33 protein-coding genes are annotated in these 25,645 nt (G+C 46.4%); 27 read left to right on the top strand and 6 right to left on the bottom strand.

Annotated features, from left to right (window positions below):
• Positions 1–28 precede the first annotated feature (28 nt).
• Together azlC and BW952_RS11575 are read left to right on the top strand one after the other, a co-directional pair.
• Positions 29–727, top strand: a complete 699-nt coding sequence (gene azlC / locus BW952_RS11570) for an azaleucine resistance protein AzlC (protein WP_082084517.1) — start codon at positions 29–31, stop codon at positions 725–727.
• Positions 724–1,059 carry a branched-chain amino acid transporter permease gene (locus BW952_RS11575; RefSeq protein ID WP_045849242.1) on the top strand — a complete coding sequence of 112 codons (336 nt, stop codon included), beginning with the start codon at positions 724–726 and terminating at the stop codon, positions 1,057–1,059. The genes azlC and BW952_RS11575 overlap by 4 nt, the downstream gene beginning before the upstream one ends.
• On the opposite strand, the gene BW952_RS11580 is transcribed toward BW952_RS11575, so the two are convergent.
• Positions 1,000–1,515: a hypothetical protein gene (locus BW952_RS11580; RefSeq protein ID WP_045849243.1), complete on the bottom strand. Its 516-nt coding sequence runs from the start codon at positions 1,513–1,515 to the stop codon at positions 1,000–1,002. The genes BW952_RS11575 and BW952_RS11580 overlap by 60 nt on opposite strands.
• A 136-nt stretch (positions 1,516–1,651) precedes the next feature.
• On the opposite strand from BW952_RS11580, the gene BW952_RS11585 reads away from it, so the two are divergent.
• The 7 genes from BW952_RS11585 (at position 1,652) to BW952_RS11610 (ending at position 4,556) form a co-directional block, all read left to right on the top strand.
• Positions 1,652–2,113, top strand: a complete 462-nt coding sequence (locus BW952_RS11585) for a hypothetical protein (protein ID WP_139325443.1) — start codon at positions 1,652–1,654, stop codon at positions 2,111–2,113.
• Between the two features lie 217 nt (positions 2,114–2,330).
• The gene (locus tag BW952_RS11590) at positions 2,331–2,717 is read left to right on the top strand and encodes a DUF4830 domain-containing protein (protein WP_045849245.1); all 387 of its coding nucleotides are present in this window, start codon (positions 2,331–2,333) and stop codon (positions 2,715–2,717) included.
• On the top strand, positions 2,710–3,021 hold the full coding sequence (locus BW952_RS11595; RefSeq protein WP_045849246.1) for a hypothetical protein: 312 nt from the start codon (positions 2,710–2,712) through the stop codon (positions 3,019–3,021). Before BW952_RS11590 ends, BW952_RS11595 begins: the two co-directional genes overlap by 8 nt.
• Positions 3,022–3,031: 10 nt before the next feature.
• Entirely contained in the window at positions 3,032–3,418 is a 387-nt protein-coding gene (locus BW952_RS11600) for a GNAT family N-acetyltransferase (RefSeq protein ID WP_045849247.1), read from the top strand.
• Between the two features lie 13 nt (positions 3,419–3,431).
• Complete coding sequence (locus BW952_RS11605) at positions 3,432–3,854, top strand: immunoglobulin-like domain-containing protein (RefSeq protein ID WP_045849248.1); 423 nt, start codon at positions 3,432–3,434, stop codon at positions 3,852–3,854.
• 22 nt (positions 3,855–3,876) lie between these two features.
• Positions 3,877–4,017 (top strand): hypothetical protein, encoded by a 141-nt coding sequence (locus tag BW952_RS19475; RefSeq protein ID WP_169714103.1) that lies wholly within the window; start codon positions 3,877–3,879, stop codon positions 4,015–4,017.
• Entirely contained in the window at positions 4,017–4,556 is a 540-nt protein-coding gene (locus tag BW952_RS11610) for a hypothetical protein (protein ID WP_169714104.1), read from the top strand. The genes BW952_RS19475 and BW952_RS11610 overlap by 1 nt, the downstream gene beginning before the upstream one ends.
• A gap of 56 nt (positions 4,557–4,612) precedes the next feature.
• Here BW952_RS11610 and BW952_RS11615 read toward each other — a convergent pair whose 3' ends face one another.
• The 3 genes from BW952_RS11615 to BW952_RS11625 all read right to left on the bottom strand — a co-directional run bounded on the left by BW952_RS11615 (position 4,613) and on the right by BW952_RS11625 (position 6,801).
• Positions 4,613–5,383 carry a VanZ family protein gene (locus BW952_RS11615; RefSeq protein ID WP_045849250.1) on the bottom strand — a complete coding sequence of 257 codons (771 nt, stop codon included), beginning with the start codon at positions 5,381–5,383 and terminating at the stop codon, positions 4,613–4,615.
• Positions 5,368–5,706, bottom strand: a complete 339-nt coding sequence (locus BW952_RS11620; protein WP_045849251.1) for a PadR family transcriptional regulator — start codon at positions 5,704–5,706, stop codon at positions 5,368–5,370. The genes BW952_RS11615 and BW952_RS11620 overlap by 16 nt, the downstream gene beginning before the upstream one ends.
• Before the next feature lie 276 nt (positions 5,707–5,982).
• The gene (locus tag BW952_RS11625) at positions 5,983–6,801 is read right to left on the bottom strand and encodes a YwqG family protein (RefSeq protein ID WP_045849252.1); all 819 of its coding nucleotides are present in this window, start codon (positions 6,799–6,801) and stop codon (positions 5,983–5,985) included.
• Between the two features lie 176 nt (positions 6,802–6,977).
• On the opposite strand from BW952_RS11625, the gene BW952_RS11630 reads away from it, so the two are divergent.
• The 7 genes from BW952_RS11630 to BW952_RS11660 all read left to right on the top strand — a co-directional run bounded on the left by BW952_RS11630 (position 6,978) and on the right by BW952_RS11660 (position 10,000).
• On the top strand, positions 6,978–7,469 hold the full coding sequence (locus BW952_RS11630; RefSeq protein ID WP_082084518.1) for a hypothetical protein: 492 nt from the start codon (positions 6,978–6,980) through the stop codon (positions 7,467–7,469).
• Between the two features lie 87 nt (positions 7,470–7,556).
• Entirely contained in the window at positions 7,557–7,763 is a 207-nt protein-coding gene (locus BW952_RS11635) for a hypothetical protein (RefSeq protein ID WP_045849254.1), read from the top strand.
• Between the two features lie 15 nt (positions 7,764–7,778).
• The gene (locus tag BW952_RS11640; protein WP_045849255.1) at positions 7,779–8,195 is read left to right on the top strand and encodes a hypothetical protein; all 417 of its coding nucleotides are present in this window, start codon (positions 7,779–7,781) and stop codon (positions 8,193–8,195) included.
• Positions 8,196–8,208: 13 nt separating this feature from the next.
• A complete protein-coding gene (locus BW952_RS11645) occupies positions 8,209–8,802 on the top strand; it encodes a hypothetical protein (RefSeq protein WP_045849256.1) in 594 nt (197 codons plus the stop codon).
• The gene (locus tag BW952_RS11650) at positions 8,799–9,389 is read left to right on the top strand and encodes a hypothetical protein (protein WP_045849257.1); all 591 of its coding nucleotides are present in this window, start codon (positions 8,799–8,801) and stop codon (positions 9,387–9,389) included. Before BW952_RS11645 ends, BW952_RS11650 begins: the two co-directional genes overlap by 4 nt.
• A 21-nt stretch (positions 9,390–9,410) precedes the next feature.
• Positions 9,411–9,722 (top strand): hypothetical protein, encoded by a 312-nt coding sequence (locus BW952_RS11655; protein WP_045849258.1) that lies wholly within the window; start codon positions 9,411–9,413, stop codon positions 9,720–9,722.
• Positions 9,719–10,000 carry a hypothetical protein gene (locus tag BW952_RS11660; RefSeq protein ID WP_052698336.1) on the top strand — a complete coding sequence of 94 codons (282 nt, stop codon included), beginning with the start codon at positions 9,719–9,721 and terminating at the stop codon, positions 9,998–10,000. Before BW952_RS11655 ends, BW952_RS11660 begins: the two co-directional genes overlap by 4 nt.
• Positions 10,001–10,293: 293 nt before the next feature.
• Here the strand turns inward: BW952_RS11660 and BW952_RS11665 are convergent, their stop codons facing one another.
• Positions 10,294–10,767 carry a DUF2798 domain-containing protein gene (locus BW952_RS11665; RefSeq protein WP_045849259.1) on the bottom strand — a complete coding sequence of 158 codons (474 nt, stop codon included), beginning with the start codon at positions 10,765–10,767 and terminating at the stop codon, positions 10,294–10,296.
• A 183-nt stretch (positions 10,768–10,950) separates the two neighbouring features.
• Here BW952_RS11665 and BW952_RS11670 point away from each other — a divergent pair, with 183 nt between their 5' ends.
• The 11 genes from BW952_RS11670 (at position 10,951) to wrbA (ending at position 22,911) form a co-directional block, all read left to right on the top strand.
• Complete coding sequence (locus BW952_RS11670; protein WP_052698337.1) at positions 10,951–12,177, top strand: DUF3221 domain-containing protein; 1,227 nt, start codon at positions 10,951–10,953, stop codon at positions 12,175–12,177.
• Positions 12,174–12,866 carry a DUF3221 domain-containing protein gene (locus BW952_RS11675; RefSeq protein WP_045849260.1) on the top strand — a complete coding sequence of 231 codons (693 nt, stop codon included), beginning with the start codon at positions 12,174–12,176 and terminating at the stop codon, positions 12,864–12,866. The genes BW952_RS11670 and BW952_RS11675 overlap by 4 nt, the downstream gene beginning before the upstream one ends.
• Complete coding sequence (locus BW952_RS11680) at positions 12,859–13,059, top strand: hypothetical protein (protein ID WP_045849261.1); 201 nt, start codon at positions 12,859–12,861, stop codon at positions 13,057–13,059. The genes BW952_RS11675 and BW952_RS11680 overlap by 8 nt, the downstream gene beginning before the upstream one ends.
• Positions 13,060–13,163: 104 nt before the next feature.
• A complete protein-coding gene (locus BW952_RS11685) occupies positions 13,164–14,729 on the top strand; it encodes an S-layer homology domain-containing protein (protein WP_139325444.1) in 1,566 nt (521 codons plus the stop codon).
• 262 nt (positions 14,730–14,991) lie between these two features.
• On the top strand, positions 14,992–16,338 hold the full coding sequence (locus BW952_RS11690; protein ID WP_045849262.1) for an FAD-binding oxidoreductase: 1,347 nt from the start codon (positions 14,992–14,994) through the stop codon (positions 16,336–16,338).
• Between the two features lie 34 nt (positions 16,339–16,372).
• A complete protein-coding gene (locus BW952_RS11695; RefSeq protein WP_045849263.1) occupies positions 16,373–17,410 on the top strand; it encodes an ABC transporter substrate-binding protein in 1,038 nt (345 codons plus the stop codon).
• A 14-nt stretch (positions 17,411–17,424) separates the two neighbouring features.
• Positions 17,425–18,246: a creatininase family protein gene (locus tag BW952_RS11700; RefSeq protein WP_045849264.1), complete on the top strand. Its 822-nt coding sequence runs from the start codon at positions 17,425–17,427 to the stop codon at positions 18,244–18,246.
• A gap of 13 nt (positions 18,247–18,259) precedes the next feature.
• On the top strand, positions 18,260–19,606 hold the full coding sequence (locus BW952_RS11705) for an FAD-binding oxidoreductase (RefSeq protein WP_052698339.1): 1,347 nt from the start codon (positions 18,260–18,262) through the stop codon (positions 19,604–19,606).
• On the top strand, positions 19,599–20,846 hold the full coding sequence (locus tag BW952_RS11710) for an amidohydrolase family protein (protein ID WP_045849265.1): 1,248 nt from the start codon (positions 19,599–19,601) through the stop codon (positions 20,844–20,846). The genes BW952_RS11705 and BW952_RS11710 overlap by 8 nt, the downstream gene beginning before the upstream one ends.
• Positions 20,847–20,858: 12 nt before the next feature.
• Entirely contained in the window at positions 20,859–22,163 is a 1,305-nt protein-coding gene (locus BW952_RS11715; RefSeq protein WP_045849266.1) for an amidohydrolase family protein, read from the top strand.
• 19 nt (positions 22,164–22,182) lie between these two features.
• On the top strand, positions 22,183–22,911 hold the full coding sequence (gene wrbA / locus BW952_RS11720; RefSeq protein ID WP_045849267.1) for an NAD(P)H:quinone oxidoreductase: 729 nt from the start codon (positions 22,183–22,185) through the stop codon (positions 22,909–22,911).
• 589 nt (positions 22,912–23,500) lie between these two features.
• Here the strand turns inward: wrbA and BW952_RS11725 are convergent.
• On the bottom strand, positions 23,501–25,549 hold the full coding sequence (locus BW952_RS11725) for a bifunctional diguanylate cyclase/phosphodiesterase (protein ID WP_052698515.1): 2,049 nt from the start codon (positions 25,547–25,549) through the stop codon (positions 23,501–23,503).
• Positions 25,550–25,645 lie beyond the last annotated feature (96 nt).

Consider the following 25,645-nt stretch of genomic DNA (forward strand, 5'->3'; position numbering starts at 1 on the left):
GAAAGTAAAGGTACAGGAAGTGACACCGTTGAAAAGGAAAGCGTTTCTTGCGGCATTCCCGCACACCCTGCCGATTCTGGCGGGATTTTTGTTTTTAGGCATCGCCTATGGCATTTATATGCATTCACTCGGATTCAGCGCAATCTATCCAATTTTAATGAGCTTGTTTATTTTTGCGGGCTCGATGGAGTTTGTGGCAGCGGCGATGCTGCTTGCCGCTTTTAATCCATTCAGCGCAATACTGCTGACGGTAATGATTAATGCCCGGCACTTGTTTTACGGGCTGTCCATGCTTGACCGGTATAAAGGAACAGGCCGCTTAAAGCCTTATTTAATCTTCGGGCTTTGTGACGAATCGTTTTCGATTAATTATACGGCGAAGGTGCCGGCGGGGATCGACAAGGGCTGGTTTATGTTTTTCGTGACAGCTTTAAATCAGCTTTACTGGGTGGCGGGCTCCGCGATTGGTGCGCTGTTTGGCTCTTACATCCAATTCAACACAGAAGGGCTCGGTTTTGTGATGACTGCGCTGTTTGTCGTGTTGTTTATGGAGCAGTGGATGAACGATAAGCATCATACGAGTGCGATGACGGGACTTGCCCTCTCGGCTTTGAGCTTGATAATCTTCGGCAGCAGCCACTTTATCATTCCGGCGATGATCGCCATTTTGCTTGCGCTGACCGTCATGAGGCAGCCGCTTGAACGAAAGGATGAGCTAGTATCATGACGATGACACTTACACAGCAGATCATTACCATTGCGATGGTCGTTTTCGGAACGATGGCGACCCGCTTTCTGCCGTTTCTTCTGTTCCCGGCAAACAGAACGACTCCTTTGTATGTTCAATACCTCGGACGAGTTCTGCCCCCAGCAGTACTGGGGCTGCTCGTTATTTATTGCTTTAAAGATGTCACGTTCACAGCAGGAACGTTCGGCATTCCAGAGCTGATCGGCGTGACAGTTGTCGCGGTGCTTCACCTTTGGAAAAGAAATATGATGTTATCGATGGCAGCTGGGACCGTCGTTTACATGGTCCTTGTACAAGCTGTTTTCAGCTAAAATATATATCGAAATGACTGGTAAAGCTGATTTACCGGTCATTTTTGTGTAAAGAAAAGTTCGCTGAGCGGCTTCAGCCTGTTCGTTGCTTAATTCTCCAAACCCTTCTTCAGATCGATCACTTTGAATCGCCACTTTTCCGTTTTCCATCAAATACACGTCATACACGGATAACCGCTCTGGCAACTGTTCTTCCTCTTGATAGAAAAAAGTAGCTTCTATCATTTTTTCACCTTTAATATCCACCAGCGTATTTGGTTGCCAGTCGATGTGTTGAAAGACCTGTTGAACTCTTTCAAGTTCTGTTTCTTCCGTAATCATCAATGGATTGTCGGAGTCTGCGTTTAATTCCTGTATATCGATTCTTGTGAGCTGGTTTAAATGAGCATCATCGGAGCAACCGAACAAAACAATCGCGGCTAACGAGATAAGAAAAAAAGAAAATAGGGGACGCATGAAAGATTCTCCTCTCCATATACATTCCAAAATGATACAATTTAGTTTAACATAGGAATTATTAGGGCGTACAATCCAGAAGCTCTCATGGTATTCTCATTTTTCCGTGATACAAATAAATGGAAAGGGGGAGAGAATGATGGTTCTTTTCAATAAAAGATTTTTTCCAACTGCCGCAGTACTTTTTCTGTTAACAGGATGTGCGGAGGAGCCCGCTCCAAAAGCACAGGAGCAAAGCGATGATAAGGTAGTTGTTGAGCAGTATGTCGATATCAAAATGGATTTTGAATTATTGCATGTGATCCAAAATGATGCAACGGTGGAGCAGGTTCAGGAATTAGTGGATGGAATTGAATGGGAGCAGGCGGAAGTCAGCATGGCGGAATTTCCATATGGGCGTTTTCATTTTGGAAAAGCCGGATCAGCCGAAGCACCATCGCCGACTTACTCGTTTTGGATCAGTCCGTTTAAAGACAAGGTGGAGCTCGTGGTGAACGGTGAATCTAAATACGCCCAGTTAACAAGTGAAGAGTCGAATGCTCTTTTCCAGGCGCTAACAGGAAGCCCCTTAGCAAGTGTAAAGGAAACGAGACCGTAACCGTCATGAAAAGAAGAGGAGGGTTTTGACAATGGAGCTGTTAGTGGCACTTTTCAAATTGGCTGGCGAAGTTGTGTCTGCTTTAGCTGTTCAGGGGTTTTCTTATTTCGATGATAAAAAATAAGATGAGGCTACATGGATATAAAATTTATCTACCACGAGCTGTATCGCTTGAGGGGAGGGCTCTATAGTACATTCAAAAAGGAGCATAGCAATAATGAAGAATTGGTTTCTGGTTATCTTCTTTCTCGCAGGCTGCAGCCCGGCCATACCAATGGAGCACGAAGAATACGCTGAAGCATATGGCTGGCAAATTGAATCACTGGAAGGTCAAGAAACAGTTGTTATACAAAAAGAAGCGGATACACAGGGAATTTCGACATCCTTTTTTGACACAGCGCCTTATGAAGGAAGGGAAGCACAAGTCACAACGTATAAATTAAAGGAGAAGCAAGTCAGTGGGGACGACCTCTTTTTATCCATTTACGTCATTGACAACAACATCATTGGGGCTTCAGGATCTCTTGCTAATTGGTCTCCAGGTTCGTTTGATCCGAAGAAAAAAGATGAGTTGACAGGAGAGGGGATCATTGAGCATGAGTAAAGGGGAAGATGTCCACTCAAATAAGTCAGAGAAAAGAAAGAATGGGCTGCTCACTTTGCTCTTAGGTGTATTGTCTTTGCTCATTGTGCTTTTCATTTTCGACAGCACTCTTGTTTTTCGAAAGGGATGGCTTGTGACGGGGTGGGTCTCTGGCAGTCTGGTCGTCGCCTTGACCGCTCTTTTTCCACTGAAAAAACAACCTGCTCGAACGCTTATTTTAGCCATCGGCATTCTGGCAGCAGGCACGAGTCTGCTCATCGCAATGTTCGCTTTTTATGGATTTGCGAAGGTAATGGGAGGGTGAGGCAGCATTGATGAACGTCCAACTCAATCTATTTATTGAACATAATGAAGTCCCAGCCTTGCGCGAGAAGGTAGGATGGGACCGGCGCGATCAAGACTACCCGGTTTTATTTGAGCGGTGCAATTTTTGGGCGGGTCTGCGCTCGGATGAAGGCGGGCTTATTGCGTTTGGCTACGTATGCGGCATGGGGCTGCAGCATGGATATATGGAAGATATTCTCGTGCACCCTGCGTATCAAGGTCAGGGCATCGGAAGCCAGATTGTGAAGGCGCTGTTGGATAAAGCATCGAGCAGCGGGATAGACATCGTTACGCTAACCTTCGAGCCGGAAAAAGCCGGATTTTATGAAAAATGCGGATTTCATATAAGTGGCGGTGGTGTTTGGAGAAAGGAATAAGAAGGAGGATGTCATGAAAAAGTGGACAGTGGTTTTAGCATTTTTGGCTCTTTTAACCGCATGCCAATCGCAACAGGAGGAGAAGCTGACAGAAAAGGCGCACGTTCAAGACATGCCGCAGTCGGAAAATGGAATCACTGTTACGGCAGAGGGAGAGGTTTACTCGACCGAAACAGAAAAGGTGGTCGTGCTTGTTCAAAATGACAGTGAAGAAGAATTCACGATGGGCACTCACTTGTTTTTAGAAAAAAAAATAGACGGTGTATGGCATGAGTTTCCGTACGACCGGGACCATTTCACAGAAGCAGCGATAGCAGTACTGCCAGGAGAATCATCTGGAGTCGGTGTGTCGATGGATGAATTGAAAAATGAGCTGACGCCTGGAGAGTACAGAGGCAGAATCAGCAGTCTGGCTGCACCGTTCAAGGTGGAATGATAGAAATAGAAAGGATTCTCTTATGATTATTTTAGTGCTTATTATCTTACTTGTTTTTTTATTCGATTTCGCAAAACTCCGCAAGCAAAATGAAACGATGATTGAGCAAAATGAAAAAATCATTGAATTGCTAGGGGAAATTAGCGAAAAGGATCATGCATGATGAAGTGGAAAAAAGCTGTTTCGCTCCTATTAATGGCTGGTTTGACTTTCGCTTTTTACAGCTGGTACGAATACCCGGTAAAAAACACCGAGGAGGATATTAAGGAAGCTTTGGTTGAGTGGGAAGCACGTGATCCTGACAGCCCTGAGCCAAAGCTAATGGATATTCTCCAGCTCGGAAAATCGGACACATATGCGATCTTTTACTTGAAAGGCGAAGATACGGCTGTTGCATTCTTAAAAGAAGGGATTAGTGGCAGGCTGAAATTGGTGAGAAGTAGTTCAGGGAATAGTGATGCAAGCTATGATTCTACTGAAACGAGCAAAGGCAGCTATGGGATTGTCCGGGGGAAGAATACGGATGGCCGGGTCCAGGCTGTGAAAGTAGAGCTGCAAAATGCTCCATTTTCATTTGAGGAACAGGTCTCACCCGGCCCGTATTATTTTCTTGTCCAAAAGCTGCCTGAGGAGATAAACGAGCAGACATTTGCAGATATAACCTTAATCGACGATACAAATACCCCCTTTGATCCGAATTGATCGCGGGGGGTATTCTGATCTCACGGAATTTAGAAAGAAACTCAATTGTTCATCACTTATTTATTCATTCCGAGCTGGGCGGGCCTTCTCCGTGAAGAAAATACAGTTTCTCTTAAAAAGTGGCCGGTAATGGAGCCAACAATTCCGCCTGCTACATGAAGAATAATATCGTCTATGTCAAATTGTCCTACTCTCAGAAGGTACTGGGACGTTTCAATGATTAAACTAAGTGAGAAAAAGAACGCGATTCCCTTAAAATAAGCGATTTTTTTGGCAAACAGCAATGAAACAAATAAACCGATCGGAATAAAAATGAGGATGTTTCCAAACATATTCGACCAAATAATATCTGAATTAAAACTATCAAAACCAGTGAGATACATGTATATATTTCCAAAAGGAATGAAATTTGTGTTTAACGAAAAAACTTCGCTGTTAAAAATAATGAATGGACTGTCTTTGTGATGAGCCAATAAAGTAAGGTATTCATTGTAATCGCTATTTGCGTTTCGATACAAACGATTGAATAACAATTCGACTAACATTAAAAATAGATAAGAAGCAAAAGACGTCCAAAGTGCCCACCGGAATAATTTATGGAACGGAGAAATCGACGTTTGCAGTTGGTCGCGGATTTTTTTGCACTCACCAAAGGATTCGAGCGCTTTTTGAACAGCTTCTTTTTTTGTATGTCCCGCTTCTTTATATTCGTTCGTTAAAAGAATCAAGTGATCCCGCATTTCTTCTGCCATCTCTTCTTTTTCGTCCTTGCCGCAGTCTATTTCAGCGACAATGTTATTAATATAAGTATCTATGCGTTTATCCATATTAGCCCCTCCGAATTCGCTTTAATTAATTCACTGACTTTTTGCCAATCCTGTAGCTTTTTATTTAATTCTTTTTTACCTTCTTCAGTCATTCGATAATATTTCCGTCTGGTTCCGGAATCTGATAATTCCCAGTAAAACTGAATCCAGCCCTTTTTTTCAAGTCTCTTTAAAGCAGGGTATAGTGTGCCTTCACTCATATTGTATAGTTCATTGCTGTTTTTCTTTAGCGCTTTGACCATTTCGTACCCGTACATATCTTTTTGGTGTAATAGAGATAGAAGTAAAATATCGATACTGCCTTTCATAATTTCCTTGTCCATTGTTTTCCCTCCTCTTGTACTAAATGCTTAATACATTGTATTACAATGTGCATCGTATAACAAGGTTTGATGGAATAAATTATATTAATTGGAAGGCGAAAACAAAGCTTGAAAGAGATTTAATAGGAAATATCTCTATTTGTAGAAATGAAGAAAGTGAAGAATTGGCAAAAAAAGACAACCTGGAATAGTGGATAATGGCATGTCATAATGAAGAAGAAAAAGTTGTTAAAGAAAATCCCCCTCCGACCCGAATGATCGCAGGGGGTATTTGTATTAGGAGCAGTCCCAGTTGTACCAGACTTTATCGAAACGCCCCGCTTTTAAATCAGCCGGCGAAATAAAGAAGTTGCCGATGCCAGCGTCACCCCACATGATTTCCCAGTCTTGATCGCGTCCAAAAGAGGAGTCAAGCTGAAACAGCAATATGTCATTTTTCTTTTCATCCTGCATGTATTCACGCGGATCGGTTTGGGTGAAAAAGGGGTAGCCGCCGAGCTTCGTGCCGCTGCTGACCAACTCCTCGTATTTTTCTTCGTATGCATCAAAGCCTTCAAAATCATACTTGCCTTTACCAAATGTCCGCTCAAATTCAATGGAGTCAGTCATTAAAATTTCCTGCTGGAGGGCTGGAAGCATCGCCAGCTCGGAATCCACAATCGGATACTGTTCTTCATCGTGGAATGGTTTCAGCATGGCCAGCTGTTCGTCTCTGGAATAGCTTTCTTCGTCAAAGGAGTCAAAATAAAAAACGCGGTAGCCGTCACGGTTGCTGTAATCATCGAAGTCAGCTCCGATTAAATCATCGTAATAATCCACATAAAATGCCAGCAGACCGTGCTTTGGGAACAATTCGTGCGCAGGCATTTCCGCAAAATTAATCTGTGCCAAAAGCGAAAGTGGCTTTCCGTCGGGGTTTACTGGGAAGAGCATGGTTTTTGGCACATAGCCAATACCGCCTGCCTTCGTTGTGGACAAAGGGAGCTCGCCGTCGGGCTGAAAAGAAAAAGAAATCACTTCTTTTTTCGTAGCCAAAAATGGCTCCTGCCACTCTTTCGGGAAAAGCTCTGTTACTTGTTTTTCAATATTGTCCATGAGAACACCTCGTATTTTGGGTATTTTTTCTATATGAATCATATCAAATTCGCAGTATAAACCCAATTATTTACCTGAACCTAATTTCTTGTAACAAAAGACGACGATCTGTTAGAATAATTTTTCTTTATTTGTACAAAATGGTAAAATGAAAAAGAGGTGATGAGGTGAAGAGAGTGAGTATTTCACTGTTAGTTTTGAGTGGGATCGTTTCCTTTCTTTTTTGGATAGGAAATCAAATGACTCCGGCGCCGGGAACTTCTTCAGGTAATGGGAATCCTGCTATTTTGTTGTTTCTCCTTCTCGTGCCGCTTTTTCTTGTGATCGTTTTTCACTGGGTACATTTGTTAAAAGTGTATATGGTTCCAGCCGCATGGCTTATCATTGGCATCCTGGTCATTGCCGGTCATCACATTTTAGCGTTTCTCTATCAATATCACCGGCTCGAAGAATACAGAAATGTGATTCGCCAGGCCATCATGGATCGGGGCGGAGTAGTGGAGGAAAATTACGTGCAGGCTATTACAACCGGTATGTCGATCCATATTAATAACCAGTTTTTTAATGTGAATACGTTCTTCATGTTTCTCACCGCATCTCTTCTTTTTGCGGTTCTGTATGTGCTGCTTGATGTAGGGGATGAACGGAAAAGGAGTTCTGCTGCTTAGAAAAAGAAATCACTCTTTCGGAATGGGAAATGATTGTTTTACCAACTATATGGTCAATAAACTTAACTGTCAGAGAGGAGAACCATTATGCCTTATTTTTTTATTGCGATGATCATTGGCATCGTCCTTTTTTTAATCGTTAAAGCGTTCAGAAAGAAATCACTTCCGAACAATCAGTATACACCGCACGATGATATTGAGCTTGGGCGTCCGTTTGATTCCAAGCGCGAGGAGCCGACGCATGAGGTGCAATATGAGCAACGACCTGAGAACGAGAACGATAAACGCCTTTAGAAATGGGTGATGTAGATGAAAATAATACTGCTTTTTATTCCATTCATTCTGCTGTTGTCGGCCTGCCAGCCAAATCCACCGGTTTTGTCAGTGAAAGCAGATGGAAAAGCGCTCAAAACGTATCAGGGAAGCTATTGCTGGGAGATGATGGGGCGGGGAGAATGTGCCGATTCGGGCGGTCCTGACATGGTCATTGGAGACGATCAGCCAAAAACGGTACAGGCCGGAAGTAAAGCCGTTCTTTCCTACTGGGGTGACCCTGATGCACTGAGTATTTACCGAGATGGGACGGAAGAAACGATGGAGCTGGAGCTAAAAGACGGCAAAGCCGCTGTCACGCTTCCGGAAGAGCCCGGGGTTTATGTTTATTATGTTAACGGAAGCTGGGAACAGGGAAATGCCAGTTCCTTTTTTCAAATTGAAGTAGAATAACGGGGGAGTTTGGATGAGAAAATGGAGAATGCTCCTTTTTGTAACCGGGATGCTGCTTGCCGGGTGTTCAGAAGAAGCGAGTCCGCCAGATGAGCAGGAAGTGGAGTCGACAGATGAAGTGACAGTAAGTGAGTATCCTTTATTTAACGATGAGAAAAATCGATTGATTCTGTCTCATATGGATGTGCTGGATGGCGGTGCTGTTCGAATAAGCGAGCCTGTGCAAGCTTCAGCTTCTTATGAAGTGTGGAGCAACGGCAAGTTGATTGAAGGGGGGGGCGGACATTTTCAAGATGGAGAAATCGAGATTATTTCTTTTTCCTTGCGTGAATCCTCTATGGAAATTGGAAAGAAAACGCTCACCTTTGTGTACAATGACGAATCTGCGTCATCGAACGACATTGCTGCTGAACCGGAAGCGGAATCATTTCGAAGTTCAACGATGCTAGTGGAGAAAGAAGATACATTGTCCAGAGATGAACGAAAACCGGTGTGGGGGTACACTGCGACAGATGAAGACACCATTTTAATAAGAAAACCAGAAGACGTTCAGAAAGCGGAATACGGTGTTCTTGTTTTCATTCAAAAAGGAGAGCCTGAGGAATGATGAAACGAAACCGATTGATCGCGGTTGGGGGCTTATTCTTGCTCCTGTTTGGCTGCTCAAATAACGAGAATGAAAGAAACGAGAGCAGTCCGCCGAAAGAAGTGAGCGTACAGGCAAGTTCATTATTGGACCCCGACCAAACGGAGTTGAAACTTCACTTGAACTGGACTGGGAGCGGGGCTGTGACATTTGCGGAGCCCTCCAGTGTGGTGATGTCTTATGAACTCTGGCAAAATGGAACGGCCATTGACCCTGGAGGTACTTTTCCTTCTGTTGATCCAGCTGAAAGTGTTTCGTTTGCTCTGCGGCCAAGTGCAAAAGAACTGGGCAAGCAAACCTTTTCTATTTCTTTTCCGGATAGTGCAGTGATGACGACAGAATTGCCGGGGCTGCCAACCGAACCCGAACCGGTTGCCCATGGAGCAGTGCAGCTGCTCGGAATTGATGAAGCCATTATTCAGCCGGGAGAGAAAAAAGCGGTATGGGGATACGCGGCTACTGAAATAGGAAAAACGTCTCCGGGTAGTGAAGACGAGCTAAAGCAGTCACCTTGGGCATTAATTGTGTATGTTGAAGCTGTTCAATAACCTGGTTTGGGAGTGGGATAAATGAAGAAAAATTGGCTTGGCATCATCTTTATTGCAGCTGTGTTCATCGGCGTCGCCGGCTATTACGGTCAGGTATATGTGAAGGCGCATAATATTCGTGTGGAGCTGACGGCGGTAAATAGCCTATCACAAGCAGATCAAGACCGGATTACCGTTAGTCCGAAAGATTCCACTGTACAGCGCGAATGGTATGGAGGAGAGTGGGCGCACAAGGTGACGTTTCATCATACGGAAACGGAGTCACTGGGCGAACTCATCGTGTATATTGGAATGGATAGGGAAACGATTTTAGGGGAGGAAAACACGAAGTGAAGAATGAGAAATGGAAGCTTGTCGTTCTTGCTTTAGCGGGTTCGTTTTTGCTGCATGTTTCTTTTTACGGTTTGCAGTTTTTGTATGGTTATATTTTGACAGTCCTTTATGTGCCAGACTTGAGTGAGAGCTGGACGAATGTACAGTACCTGCAAAATGAGGTGGCGTTTGGTGTTATTGCAACGGGTATTCCCTGGTCTTTACTTTTCTCTTATCTTGCCGTCGCCGCCTTGTGTAGTGGAGTTATATGGATATACTGGAAGCGAAAAATGATTTAATAAACCGAACACCTATTTGGCTGTTCGTTTTTTTGTTTCAAAGAAGTGCATGTTAAATCAGCTGCTTATATCCATTTAATTCCATCGTTAACAAAGCCGATCGCCGGTAAAATGAACATAACGCCGATATCCATCCGGCTAACGCCGGTATTCCAGAATATCGGCGTTAGCATGTTGCATATCAGCGATAAATGACCTATACCGGCGTTAGACTGCGTCGTATCAGCGATAAATAGAATATATCGGCGATCTACGCAACTCTGCATCCTCTAATAGAAAAGGGATGAAGTTTGTCATGCATTCAATGGTGCAGCTGGCTTCACGAATTTCACGAGCAGCCAGCGGGAAATCGGACCGACAATGAGAAGCTGTGCTGGCAGGGCGACGATCAGATTCAGTCCGACAGTTTTCGCGTAAGCGGCTAAAAGCGGTCCTTCGATACTTCCCATAAAAGCCGTCAGAAGCAGACCGTAAACGGACATGATGAGCACCATGGATGGGACCATGCAAAGCGCAATCCCAAGAATGATGTTGCGCGGCTTGGAGTGGTCATAAGGAAAAGACAGCGCCAGCTTGCGGGCTTTCGGTTCCACAATGGATTCAATCATAAAGGCAACGACCAGCGTCACAATAAATTGAATGAACAGCGCTCCTGCTGTAACAGACTCGAATCCGTGCAGTGCCGTATTATAAAACGTCATAATAAACACCATTCCAAAACACATGAATAAAGCAAAAATAATGCCCTCTTTCTTATTGCTAGGCAAATGAAAAACACCCTTCCTTTTTTTTGAGATACACGTCATTATATCGATTCGGAATTTTTTTCATAAGTGACCATTTTGTGAACAATTTTGAAAGCGGTGTTATCTTTTAGAAAGAAAAAAGGAATGCGTTCTCAACAAATTCTCATTTTTTGGTGGTAAGCTGGAAAAAAAGGGGGGCTTCGAATGAAAAAGATTCTGCTTTTGTTAGCGGCAGCGGTCATTCTTGCGGGCTGTGGAGAAGGAACATCGTCTGTTCCGGAAAAGCCTGAGAAAAAGGAACAAACAGCTGAACAAGAAAAGAATTTTTTCGTGACGCTTGAGCAAACAACGGATGACCCTGCACTGCGCAATGCCGCTTACGAAGAAGCACTAAAAAGCGAGACGCTGACGGGCGGGTATTTGGGAGAGATCACACCGGAGCTGGAAGAGGATTTTGGCGTGCAGTCTATTGAGTTTTATACAGTGACAGAAGCCATTCAAAGCATTTATGGTGATTTTCATGATGACGGTATTTTGTATTTAAAAAACAGTGCAGATGGTGCAGAAGAGCCTGGTGTCTGGGTCGGCATTAAAAACCCGGATGAACGGGCCGATGAATTGGCGCGCCGCCTTCAGGTGTATGTAGATGAAGGGAAAATAGTCGCGAAATACATCCACTTGTTTGTCAGTGAATATAGTGATCAAGATAATCAGGACTTGATGTATGAGGTGTCAAAAGCAATCAAGCCGATGAGAGATGCGATGCCGGAGCCGGACCGTGTGGCCAACAGCATCAGTGTCGATACGATCACACGAACGATTGAGATTGGTCATGATTTTTTAACAGAGGAGCAAATGAAAAAGCTGAAGAATCAATTTAACGAGTACGAGATTGCGTTTGTTCAAGAAGGCCGGATGCTGCCGTTGCCGGGAGAACCGGATGTGGAATACCCGGATGAGCCTGTCACAAATGAACGGACAAATGAAGGCAGCTGGGTGATGGACGTTTCTGCGGACAGCATGCTGATTGTCAGTGCGGTTTCGAAGGACTTTTCAGAAAATGGTGGAGATAGTGAGTATTATGGCGCCACATATTTTTCATTTCCAAATGCAGAGGAAAAACTGAAGATCGGCCAGCGGGTCATCGTTGAGGCGTCGGGACCCATTATGGAATCCTATCCGGGACAGGGAAGTGCCAAGTTTGTCACTGTGCTGCCTGCTTATCAGCCGGACGGAGCAGAGCTGACAGAAGAAGAAGTGGTCCGCAAAGCGCTTGAGAAACGCGGGGACACGGGGCATATAGAAGGTATCCGTCACATCCTATTTGATAAAGAAACAGGTGAATGGACGGTGACGTTTGTGGATTCAATGGAAGCTGAGCCGACTGCTGTTGAAATTCGTGTATCTGATCAGGAGGAGAAGAAGCAATGAAAAAATTACTCCTTATGATTCTATTGCTGCTGGCAGGATGCACTGAACGTGCTGCATTACTTCCGGAAAATCCGGAAAGCATGCGCGTGCAAAATGGAGAGTCGCGAAATGGCTGGGTAATTGAGGAGAACGAGCTAATCCACCGGACAGCAGCTGTTTTGAATGACGCTAAAAAGCTAGAAGGACCTGTTACAGCCATTGGTGAAACGTTTAAGCTGTATGTATATTCAGACGAAGGAGATGAACAGGCCTATCCTGTTTGGCTGGATGATCAAAGCGTCATGTTTGAGCATAACGGAAAGCGCTACAGAACAGAAGACCCGGAAGCCGTTGAAACCATTCGGCAGATTTACCCGCTTCACGACCAGCCAAATGCCCAGTCGCTCGAAGCGTTTCAAGGGTTTTTGGTTGAAAAAACAAATGAGGATGGAATGGCCAAAGCGCTTATTGTGAGTGGCATTTCGAAAGAGCAGGCACGTACTCTGAACTACAGGAAGGTCACTGAAACGATCGAAATCACCGATGCCATTTGGTTTACAAGTGAAAACATGGAATTTGAAAAAAGAGAAAAGGGTGAGTTCATGACGGTCTGGTGGGATGCGGAAAAGCCGCATTCGGAACCAGGAATCTTAACGCTGGAGGCGGTAAAGGTATTGAATGGAGAAGAATTTGGAGGGAGTAATGAATAAAATAATCTACGTAGCAGCCGCTTTTCTATTCCTGGCTTCGTGCAGTCAGGAATTTGATGTTGGAGAATATGTGAAAGTAGAGCACGAGATGCTGGGGCTGTCTGAACCGATGAATGGTGGAAGTGTCTTAACTATTAGGGAAGCTGAAAGACCGACAGGAAAGCTAAAGGGGAATTTTACAAAACGAAAATAAAAAGTTCTAAAATAAGACAAATTTGGCCTTTTTCTATATAGGAAACGCCTTTCTTTTATTGTATAATTTAGTTCTATTTTACAATGAAAGGTTGACTGCACTAGTTGAAAAGATTGTTTAAGAGTGTACTCGCTCTAATTATGCTTCTGTCTCTCGTTCCATCTGCCTCTGCCGCTACATTTAAGGATGCCGGCACATTTAGTAAAGAAATTGATTATTTAACCGACGCCGGTATCATTATGGGATTCCCCGATGGCACTTTCCGTCCGGACCTGCCAATTAAGCGTGTAGACGCAGTGCGTATGATTATGCGCGAACTGCAAGAGCCGCTTGGCGATGCGCCGAACCCGAACTTTAAAGACATGTCTGTCGGATCAAAAGGGTACGATGAAGTAGCGAAAGCCGTGGAACTCGGCATCATTTCCGGCAAGCCTGGCAATGTGTTTGACCCGAATGGAAATTTAACGAGAGCGGAAATGGCGACAGTGCTCGTGAGAACATATCACTTAACTGGGATTTATCCTAAAGGCTTCACAGACGTATCCTTGAATTACTGGGGTTCTCCCTATATTTCAGCACTTGCAGCGAATAATATTACCATTGGATATAAAGACGGTACATTTAAGCCGACCTTAACGATCAGCCGCGCACATTTTGCGGCATTTATGACACGAATTATTGAGCCGTCATTCCAGCCGTCAAATCCTGAGGTTGCTGACACGTACTTAGAAGCACTTTTTGATATGGACATCATTGATTATAAGATGCACCCTACAGAACCGATCATTTTTGTATTAGATGGCGCGACGAATGATGTATCAGCGATTAACTATGAAACATTCGATGTAGTTTCTTCGGACGAGCTGGCACTCCCTGCTGAACGGATGGCTTATGCGAATGGAAAGATTTATGTCACGCAGCACAAAAAGCCGCATAGCCCATATTGGTGGGATGAAGATCAGGAAGGTGCGTTTACAGTTGTGAATGCATCGACATTAAAAATCGAAAAAACAATTCAAATTGCGCTTGATCCATATGATATCGAAGCAGACGATAAAGGAGTTGTATATATTTCATCCGGATCGGGCCAGCATACACGCGTCGAGAGCTATAACAGCAGCACGGGTGCTGTGCTGAGTTCGCAGCGTATAAATGATCAGAACCTAATTGAGTTAAACGAAGCACAAACAAAGCTTTATTCCATCACCACGCTGGTTTCCCCACGGGATTTAAGTGTGTATTCAATTACAGATGGTGTTCTTGGTCCTGAGAAGGATTCACCGTATCATGGAGAATACGATTTGGGCAAAGATTTGACTTTATCACCTGATGGCAAATACATTTTTAACAGCACAGGACGCTTCTTCCGCTCAGCGGCCAGCGTGACATCAGATATGACTTATGTTGGAAAGCTCGACCGTGCCTATTCATCTATTGCGTTTGATGTTAATTATGGTGAATTGTATACGGCGAACAGCCAGAAATTCATTCAAGCATATGATTATCAAACAATGGAAGCGAGCGGCCAGTTTACCACATACGGGAATGTGAAGAAAATGTTCTACGATCCAAACAGCAATACACTGCTTGCTTTTACTGCTGTTCAGTTAGGAAAATCAACTGTTCCATTTACAGGCTTAGAAGTCATTTACTTCGATACAGAAGAATAAGAAAAAGCGAGGGCGGTTCATACGTCCTCGCTTTTTTTATGTAATAAAATATGACAGAAAATCTTCAGCAATCATTGGATTTATGGCAGATTTTTTAAAAAAATTGGCGATTCTTCTAATAGTCATTTTTATTGTTTAGTGATTATAACCATTGAGAGAGGAGTTGTGGGAATCTATGATGTTAATAGAAGTAACATTAATGAAGGGAGAGATCACTAACTTATTTTCTGAATGTTTAGATTATAAAGGAGGGGTGAGGTGTATGAGTGAAAAGCTGCGCCAGGCCGTCGGTGAATCGGCCTTTGTAGAAGGGGAAGCCGCCATTGCCCGGCTGTCAAAGGACTACTACTGGTACTCTCCCGTTTTGGAGCAGGAGCTTGCTGGCAAAACGGCGGATTATGTGATCGTCCCGGAAACGGAAGAGGAGTTAAAGCAAGCAGTGATGGCAGCGGTCATCGAAAAAATCCCTGTCACCGTACGTGGCGGCGGAACGGGCAATTACGGACAGGCGGTTCCGATGACGGGCGGGCTGGTTGTGGATGTAAGCAAGCTGACCGAGATTCTGGAAATCGGTGACGGCTTTGTCCGGGTGCAGGCAGGAGCGAGACTGCGTGAAATTGAAAAAGCGATTCATGAAACGGACCAGGAGCTGACGATTTACCCTTCTACATTTGTAAAAGCAACAGTCGGCGGATTTGTATCCGGGGGATCAGGCGGCATCGGGTCTGTTACATGGGGGAACTTATGGGATGGCAATATCATCAGCGCCAAAATGATCACGATGGAAAATGAGCTTCGCGAGCTGACAGTGTCAGGCCCCGAACTGGAGCCATATATCCACAGCTACGGGACAACGGGCATCATGACGGAAGTGACCATTCCGATCAAGCCAAAATCCCGCTGGGTGCAGCAAATTTATGCATTCGACAATTTGACGGATGCACTTGATTTTTCCCGGACGGTTTCAGAGCAGGGCAAATGGAAGAAACGGCTTGTTTCGGTGATGGAAGCCCCGATTTCCGCTTTTTTCAAGCCGTTGAAAAAGCAGATTGGCGCAGCTGATCAGGCGCTTGTGCTCATTGAAATTGACGAAAGCAATCAAGAACGGCTGGAGGAAGAAGCGGTCGCTTACCGGGGAGCAGCTATTTATACGGTATCAGCCGATCAGTACCGGAAAGGCATCGGCATCTCGGACTTTACCTGGAATCACACGACGCTGTGGGCACTGAAGTCGGACAAGACGTGGACGTACCTGCAAAATTTCTTTTCGATTGATGATCTTCATCATCAGGTGAGGCAAATTAAAGATCGTTACGGAGATGACGTACTGCTTCATTTTGAATGGCTGCGTGATAAGGGGCGCCTGGTTCCGGCTGCGTTGCCGCTCGTGAAATTCACATCGAAGGAGCAGCTGTATGACGTGATCCGCTTTTTCAACGAAATAGGTGCTTCAACCAATGATCCGCATACGTATTTGCTTGGAGCGGGCGGATGGGATATGCAGATGGAAGCCATTGCGCAGAAAAAGAAGGAAAACGATCCCTTTGGCTTGCTGAATCAGGAGAAAATACCGGATGCGGCATCTATCCGCGGCACGACGAACGTTTAAACCCTACATAAGAGAGAAAGAGGAGGATGAATTAATGGAGAATTTATCATTTTTAAAGTGGAAATCATTACGGTCAGCGGTGGCGGTTCTGTCGATCAGTGCGCTTGCCGCATGCAGCGGCACTGCGTCAGACAGTTCATCCGGCGAGGAAGAAACAGCAGAAGCAGAAAGCGCCGAGCTGTTTGAAATGAAGCAGATTACAAGCTGGTTCCCCCAGGTGGAAAATGCGGGGCAGTATTACGCGCAAATGGAAGGGTTTTATGAAGACGAAGGAATTGAGATGACGACGGAGCCGGGCGGGCCGCAGGTTTCTTCTATCTCCATCGTTTCTTCCGGCCAGGCGCAGTTTGGCATGGCGCAGGCCGATCAGGTGCTGTATGCGATTGATGAAGGCATTCCGCTTGTCGCCGTTTTCGCCAATTTCCAGAAGACACCGCAGGGCATCATGTTCCATAAAGATCAGCCGATTGAAACGTTCGATGATTTAGGGAAGGATTACGAGATTTATTCAGCTCCTGGTGCCGGGTATTGGAAATATCTTGTGAACGAGTACGATATTGACGAGTCGCAGGCACGCAGTTATACAGGAGACAACACGATTTTTATGTCGAACAAAAAGGCCGCTTCACAAATGTACGTCACGTCTGAGCCGTATTATTTAGCACAGGAGGGCATCGAAACAGGCCATCTGTTAATCGCGGATTCCGGCTATTCTCCTTACGGCGACGTTCTATTTACAACAAAAGAATTTATGGAAGAAAACCCGGAAATGGTCCAGGCCTATGTGAATGCGACGAAAAAAGGCTGGGATGCGTATCATGAAGAACCAGCAAAGGTATACGACTACATTAAAGAATTAGATCCGGAAAAAACAGATGAGCAGATGGAATATGCAACAGGTGAAATGGAGGAGCTTGTCTTCGGCGGCGATGCAGCGGAAAGCGGCGTCGGCACGATGACAGAAGAACGCTGGCAGACACTGATTGACCAGGTGTATGAGCTCGATTTAATTGAAAACAAAATGGAGCCGTCTGACGTGTATACAACAGAATTTCTGGAAAACGCAGAGTAAAAGGAGCGGTGCAAATGAGGAAGCAGCAGAACAAGGCGTGGCAGGATTATTTCCTGCCGCGTCTTGCCACGACAGATATTCAAGCGCTGGATAAAGAAAAAGGAGTCGTTGTTCTCCCCATCGGTGCTGTAGAGCAGCACGGTCCGCATTTGCCGGTTTATACCGATACATTGATTGCGGAAGGGATGGTCACGAGTATATTTGAACATTTCACACCGGAGGATAACATCTGGCTTTTGCCGCCGGTGCCTTATGGGAAAAGCAATGAGCATTTTGGCAAGCCAGGTGTGATGACATTGTCCGCACAGACGCTGCAGCAGGTCATTCTCGATATCGGTAAAAGCGTGAAAGCAAGCGGTTTTCGCCGCCTCGTTCTGTTTAACACGCACGGGGGCAACATCGATGTGTTAAATATGATGGCGAGGGAAATTCGAATTGAAACAGGCTTGATGGTTTTTCGTATGAATGCGATGGATTTTAAAGCGGAGCTTGAGGACTTGTATTCTGCAGAAGAGCTGCAATATGGGATTCACGGCGGGGATGTGGAGACGTCGATGATTCTTGCGATTGAAGAAAGCTGGGTGCAGATGGACAAAGCGCCAGTAGAATATTACAGCTACAACCAGCCGGTGGATATAAAAGGCGGTCCCTATGCGGCGTGGCTCATCGATGATTTGTCCGCGTCCGGCATTTCCGGTGAAGCTGCCCTTGCGACAAAGGAAAAAGGAATGGAGACGATCGATCGGCTCAGCCAAAAAATGGCCGGCACGCTTCAGGAGATCAGCTCATTTGAAATGGACTCCTTCCGCTCAAAGCCGGTGCCATCAACCACATAAAGGAGGTGCGAGAATGACCCGTGCACTTGAACTGCAGCAGACATTCGGCGAAGACGTGATTCGGCTGGACGAAGCGTATGTGAAAAAAAGATCGCGTGACTATTACTGGTATTCTCCTGTTTTGAAAAAACAGCTGGACGGCTATGCGGGAGACTGTGTGGCGATTCCGCGTGATGAAGAGGAGCTGGCGGCTATTCTTTCGTTTGCGGTCCGTCACCGGATTCCTTTGGTGCCAAAAGGAGGAGGTACCGGCAACTACGGACAGATTATTCCGTTACACGGCGGAATTGTGCTGGATACGATGAAGCTGAATACGGTTAAACGAATCGACGATGGCGCCGGCACATTCGGAGCGGGGATCACTCTTGGCAAATTGACGCGCATTTTAAAGGGAAGCGGTCAGGAGCTGCGGTTTTTCCCATCAACGTATATGAAGTCAACGCTTGCCGGGTTTATTGCCGGAGGAACGGGCGGGATTGGCTCGATCGAGTACGGCACGCTCTGGGACGAAGGCAATGTGCTTGAGCTGACGATCATGACGATGGAAGAAAAACCGAAACGGCTCGACGTCCGCGGCAAGGAAGAGCTCGCAAAATACATTCATAACTACGGCTTATCCGGGGTGATTATAGATGCGACCATTGCGCTGGCGCCGAAAACCGATTGGCAGGACTTGCTTGCTGAGTTTGACGACTGGCGGGATGCGCTTGTTTTTTCTGAACAAATGGCTAAAAAAGAAACGGTGCGAAAAAGACTCATTTCTGTTTGTGAAGCACCGCTTTCGGCTTCTTTTCAGCCGCTTCGTCCTGTTTTATCCGGCGATAAGCACACTGTATTGATTCAAGCGGCACCCTCACATGTAGAGGAAATCCATCAATCAGGCTTGTCCTGCGGTGCCAGATGGATTGATGGTTTTCAAGCCTTCACCGCATCCAAGAGGCTTCGGGCAACGGATTTCAGCTGGAATCATGTGACCCTATGGCGGTTGAAGGATCATCCAGATGATACGTATATACAGGCGCGCTTTCATCCGGACACGTATGAGGTTCAAATGCAGGAGCTGTCACGGTCTTTTCCAGGGGAAGTGCTCATGCACGTCGAATGGATCAAATCGGGCGGTCACATTGTGCCAAGCTCTCAGCCGGTCATTCGTTACACGACCGATGAGCGTTTGTTTGCGATTATGGATCACTGCCGCAGGACCGGCGTCCGCGTCAGCAATCCGCATACGTTCCTGCTTGAAGAAGGCGGGAAGGATGACTGGATTGATCATATTTGCCAGGCGAAGCGGGAAAATGATCCTTACAGCTTGCTGAATCCAGGCAAGACGAAACGAATGGAGGTGGCGGAGCATGTATGATCTGCTGCTTCGAAATGTGCGGCCTGCGTTTTCGGACACAATGTGTGATATTGCCGTTCAAGATGGACGAATAGCGAAAATCGGCCAGCTGTCCGCTCCTGCAAACCGCGTAATGGAGGGAGGAGGCAGGACGGTGCTTCCGCCCTACGTCGAGTCGCATATTCATCTCGATACGGCGCTTACAAGCGGGGTGCCGCGCTTGAATGAGTCCGGGGAGCTGTTGGAAGGCATTGAGCTCTGGAATGAATACCGAACACGTTATTTAACAAAAGAGGACGTCACAAAACGGGCGCATGCCGTCATTGAAGAAATGGTAAAGCATGGTGTCCTGTATATGCGCGGCATGGTCGACGTATCAGATCCTCAGCTGACCGCATTGCATGCACTGATTGATGTAAAGAGAGCGGTTGCGCCTTTTCTGACGCTTCAGCTGATCGCTTTTCCGCAAAATGGACTCACGGCAGATAGAGGTGAGGCGCTGCGGCAAGCAATCGAACTCGGCGCAGACGGCATCAGCGCCGTACCGCACCTGGACCCGACACATGAAAAAGGGATCGAATCGCTGTATATATGCTTTGAGCTGGCCAATGAATACGATAAAGACATCCACATTTTTAGCGATGAAATCGATGACGGTGCTTCTCGTTTTGTGGAGACAGTAGCGTTGCTTGCAGCTGAATATGGCATGGGGAACCGTGTCACGGTCAGCCATTTAAATGCGATGGCGTATTATCCGGAAGCGTACGTGCGCAAGCTGATCGGTTTGATCAAGGCGTCAGACATCAACGTAGTGACGTGTCCGCTGATCAGCACAGCTGTTCAAGGGCGGCTCGATGCGTGGCCGAAGGGGCGCGGCATCACGCGGGTGAAGGATTTACACGAAGCGGGAGTAAATGTGGCGGTGGCCCATGATGATTTTTTAAGTCCATTTTATCCGCTTGGAACAGGCTCTCTTTTATCAGCCGGCCATATGCTGCTTCATCAGGCTCATATGACCGGTGCGCGGGATTTTGAATCGGTGTATGAGATGATGACAGCGAATGCTGCGCGTGTGATGAACATCGAAGGGTATGGCATTCAGGAAGGCCATCGTGCTGACTTTATTTTAGTTTCGGCCGAAAGTGCCCACGACCTGCTTCGGCGTCAGCCGGTCACAGAGCTGGTCGTTTCAAATGGACAAATCATTTGTGAAACGGTGCCGGCGCAAACAACGTATTTGATTGGACAGACTTGTACATAAGGAGTGAACAGGATGGAGATGACGATTTTAAATGCTCGTGTTCCGATTTGGAATGCGGACTTGTATTACAACGTGGCTATACAGGACGGGAAAATCGTGTCGGTTGACGGCCATGAACATCTGCAAAGCGGAGGTGAGCCATTTTCGTTTGCAGCGGCAGATGAAGAAAGGAAGGGAACGGTCGTGGATGTGGAGGGTGTGATCCTGCTCCCGTCCTTTTCTGACATTCATATGCACCTGGATAAATCACATTCTCTTCCTTTTGCAGGGAACATCAGCGGAACGCTTCAAGAGGCGATTGAAAGCTATGGACGGGCCTCTCAGTCCGTTACAGATGAAAACATGAAAGAGAGAATGAAAAAAACGGTGCTGTCAGCGCTTGCGCATGGCACCCGCTCGATCCGCACACATATTGATTTTCACACCCGTCTGGAGGAAGACGTAACGTTTCGTGGAGTTCGAATGGCGCTGGAATTGCGGAAAGAGTTCCAATCAGTTGTGGATATTCAAGTGTTCCCGATGCTGCCGTATTATCCGTACGACGCACAGGATCGCACCCGCATTGAACAGCTTCTCACGATGGATATCGACGGCATTGGCGGTGCTCCGCATATTAGCGCTGATCCCCATGAAGGAGTGCGCGAGCTTTTCCGCTACGCGGTAAAGCACAATCTGGCGCTCGATATTCACACGGATGAAAGTGACGACCCGCAGACCAACACGATTTTAACGATTGTGGATGAAACCATTAAGCACGGCTACGAAGGACGGGTCAACGTCGGTCATCTGTGCTCGCTTGCCGCAATGAATCAGAAGCAGGCGGATGATGTAATCGGGAAAATGAAGCAGGCATCGTTAACAGCTGTCACATTGCCGGCCGCCAATTTGTACTTACAGGGCCGTGGTGATAAAGGGACGGTACGGCGCGGCGTCACGCGTGTAAAGGAGCTGCGGGCAGCGGGTATTCCGGTTGCCACCGCTTCCGATAACGTCTGTGACCCGTTTCATCCATTTGGCCGCGGCGATTTGCTGCAGATTGCTCAAATTACCGGCTATGCGGCACATATGGGCGGAACGGAAGACGTCATTGACCTGCTTCGAATGATCACAGACGAGCCGGCGGCCATTATCGGGCAAACGAATAAAGGTATTCAGATCGGTCAGGAAGCAAGCTTTATGCTCATTAAAGCCTATTCAGTGGCAGAGCTTTTCGCCCAGCTGCCGCAAACACGCGCGGTCTATGGAAATGGGCAGTGGCTGTCAAAAATGCATACGGCTGTATCATTTAGCCAGACCGCATCGGAGAGCCCGGTGTAAAGAAAGGGGAGAATGATTTTTGACAACGATTGCGATTGTCTATTACAGTGCCTATGGACATATTGCCGAGCTGAGTGAAGCGGTCGCTGAAGGCATCGGTGCCGTAGAAGGAGCCGTGTACAGCCGGCTGCGTATTCCTGAATTTTCAGATCCGGCTATTCAGGTTGCGCTGCAAAGACAGGATCAGGTTTCTTCTAAACTGGGCAAACATTTTGGATTAACGAAGCGGGTGGAAGATTATAAAAAGGTGCAGCAGGATCAGGCGATGATTCCGGTTGCAACGATGGACGATTTACGTGAGGCGGATGGAATCATTTGGGGATTCCCGACGTATTTAGGGACGATGCCCGGTCAGGTGAAATCTTTTCTGGATCAGGCGGGGCAGTTTTGCACGACGGGTGAATTAGAAGGAAAGCCGACGGCCCTGTTCACAAGTGCCGGCTCTATTCATGGCGGTCACGAAGCGGCACTTTTAACATCCCTCGTGCCACTGCTCCACTTTGGCATGATTTACGTTGGTCTTCCGTACACCGAAAATACCGAATACTTAACGGATAAAGCGGTTGGGGGTTCGCCATACGGCGCCTCCACTCTTGCCGGTCCGGACGGATCAAAGCGGCCATGTGACGATGAACGAAAAATGGCAGGACGGCTGGGAACACGTGTGGCGATCATTGCGGATTCGCTGAAAAAAGGTCGTTTCCTTTCATGTAATAAAAACGTGCTTGGGACAAAAGGTTCTGGATAGAATAAAAAGCCGAACGATCACATTCGGCTTTTTTTTGAGCTCTTCATGATGGTAAATCGTTTAGTGACTGCGCTTGAGACAATATTGAAAGGACGGCTTCTGCAGTGCTGCGCGTTCGAAGGGGCGGGAGGTGAGCTGATCCCTTCCGAGTCTCCGCCCTGCGCCAGCCGCCCTTAGTGGGGAGGGCAAGCAGCTTGTAAAACCTAAAAAGAAGCGATCTGAATGTGTAACAACAAACTTCATTCTATTATTCGTATAAAAAAAGAAAGGGCACTTCTCATACAGCCACTTGTTAGTCGTTGATACAATCCGTTTTCAAGTTTTTATCCTCTTTGTTCATTAAAATCACTATGGGCGCAGGGAGGCCGGCGCAGACTCCCACTGGACGAGCGGACAGGCTGAAACAGCCATGGTTTTTGGGCTGGTTCAGCGTTCGCCCAGTAGGAAAGCGGAGCCGGCAGCCCGGAGCCCCTGTATGTGCATTTCCAGAAAGAGAATTAAGCTACTAGGTTGTTCGGTTTCAACGGCCAATCTCATTGTTATGTCCCAGCCTCGGTTTGTTTGGAAATCATGCGTATATCCAAAGCCGTCAGGATGTTTCTTCTGTTTGCCTAAAAAAGCCTCTTCGCCATTCTTCCAATTCAGCCGGCATCATTGGCTTCCCATAATAATAGCCTTGAATGGCGAGGGGGTGGTCGGTGGAGATAAGAAAGTCAACCTGCTCGGCCGTTTCTACCCCTTCAATGACAATATGCAGATTCAGCGACTGGCCGAGTGTGATAATCGCCAGCAGAATGGCCGAGTCTTTTTCAGATTGAGGCACCTGGTCGACGAATGACTTATCAATTTTCAGCGTGTTAATCGGCATTTGCCGCAAAAAAGAAAGAGAAGAGACACCTGTTCCGAAGTCATCAAGCGCAACAGAAAAGCCCTGCTCCCGAAATAAATGAATCGCCCGGATGGCGCTTTCGGCCGACTGGACAACGCTTGTTTCGGTCACTTCAAGCTCAAGCTGCTCGGGTTGGATTGAATAGCGATCGATCACTTTTTTCAAGACATTGCTTAGTTTAGAAGATGTAATGTATTCACCCGGAATATTGACGGCGACCTTTTCGCCGGGCAAACCGGACTGTGTCCATTGCTGCAGCTGCCGGGCAGCGCGGTCAATCACCCAGTCAGTTACATCATCAATTCGATGATTTTGCTCCAAAATCGGAATAAACACGCCGGGTGAAAGCATGCCGAGAGTGGGATGCTTCCAGCGGATGAGTGCTTCAAACCCGTCAAGCTGTCCGGAAGCAGCCAGGATCTTCGGCTGGTAGACGAGAAACAGCTCTTCCTCTGCCATCGCACGTCCGAGCCCTTGTAGCACTTTTTGATCAAAGGAAAAGGTATGGACGGCTGGATCATATACAACCACTTCATTGTCATATCGGGTAAGAGGATGTTCAAGAACAGCCAGTGCATTCGAATACAGCTGGTGCTGGGTGTCAGCTTCTTTTACAAAGGAAACGGAACATACAGAGGTCAAGTAAATCCATTTATCCTCTAAATAAAAGGGCCCTCTCCATTTTTCTGCGACCGTTTCCATAATCCGAAGAAAAATATCTTGATCGACTTCTTCCGAGAGAAAAGCAAACCGGTTTCCTTCGATCCGGTATAACGCCATAAAACCAGCGCGGGCGTCCTGCAGCTCAAGGGCAATCTGCTGAATCAGCTTGTCTCCGAAGGCATAACCATACCCGTTATTGATTTTTTCAAAGCCATGAAAATGCCAGATGGCCAACAGGCGGTTGTCTGATTTTTTCATCAATGTCTTTTCAAACTGACGACGGTTGGGCAGCCGTGTCAGACCGTCAAAGTAGCTGATTCTGTAGTCAATGTACCGGTCCATTAAGCTAGAGAAAAGAAGCGAGATAAGCAGGAAAAACATTCCGGCTGTGACCGGACCAATCAGCATGTTCATATCGGAATGGCCAGCGTGTCCCGAGAGTATGGAAGTAGGAGACGCATAAAAGGAAACGGCCGCCATGCCGGTGTAATGCATGCTAGAAACCGCCAGTCCCATTATAAGAGCGGTCAGGATTTTCATAAGCCGCTTTTCCATCAGCTGTTTTAAGCTGGAGAAAATATAAAGAGCCACGAACGAAACAACAATGGCAATGACAACTGATATAGTAAATAAACCGGCGTGATAAGTATGGATCGCCTCCATCTCCATTGCTTCCATTCCCATGTAATGCATCGCTGCAATGCCAATCCCCATGGCGACTCCTGCCAGAGCGAAGGTCATCAAGGACTGGTTTTGCTTATTGGCTAAATGAAAAGCGAGAAAAGAAGCAACGATGGCAGGCAGAATAGAAAGAAAGGTCCAAAGGTGGTTATAGCTCATCGAAACAGGCAGCGAAAAAGCGTTCATGCCGATGAAATGCATCGACCAAATGCCGAACCCCATTGCAAGCGACGCCAGAACAAGCCAGACGGACCGGTGAAAAAAGCCGTTTTTCTGCACACGCTCATTCATGGAAAGAGCTGTATAAGAAGCGAGACAAGCCATGGAGATCGACAAAACGACGATCGGCCACGAATGGTCTCCCGATAATTCACTGTAATTTTGCGGGATAGAGGGGGAAAACATGTACATTCCTCGTTTCTACAAAGATCATAGTATTTATATCGGCGACTTTGTCCCTATTCTTAACAAATAATGAGAGAAAAGGGCGAAAAATGTCGA

The organism is Domibacillus enclensis (assembly GCF_900156125.1).
In the GTDB taxonomy this organism is placed as follows: Bacteria; Bacillota; Bacilli; order Bacillales; family Domibacillaceae; genus Domibacillus; species Domibacillus enclensis.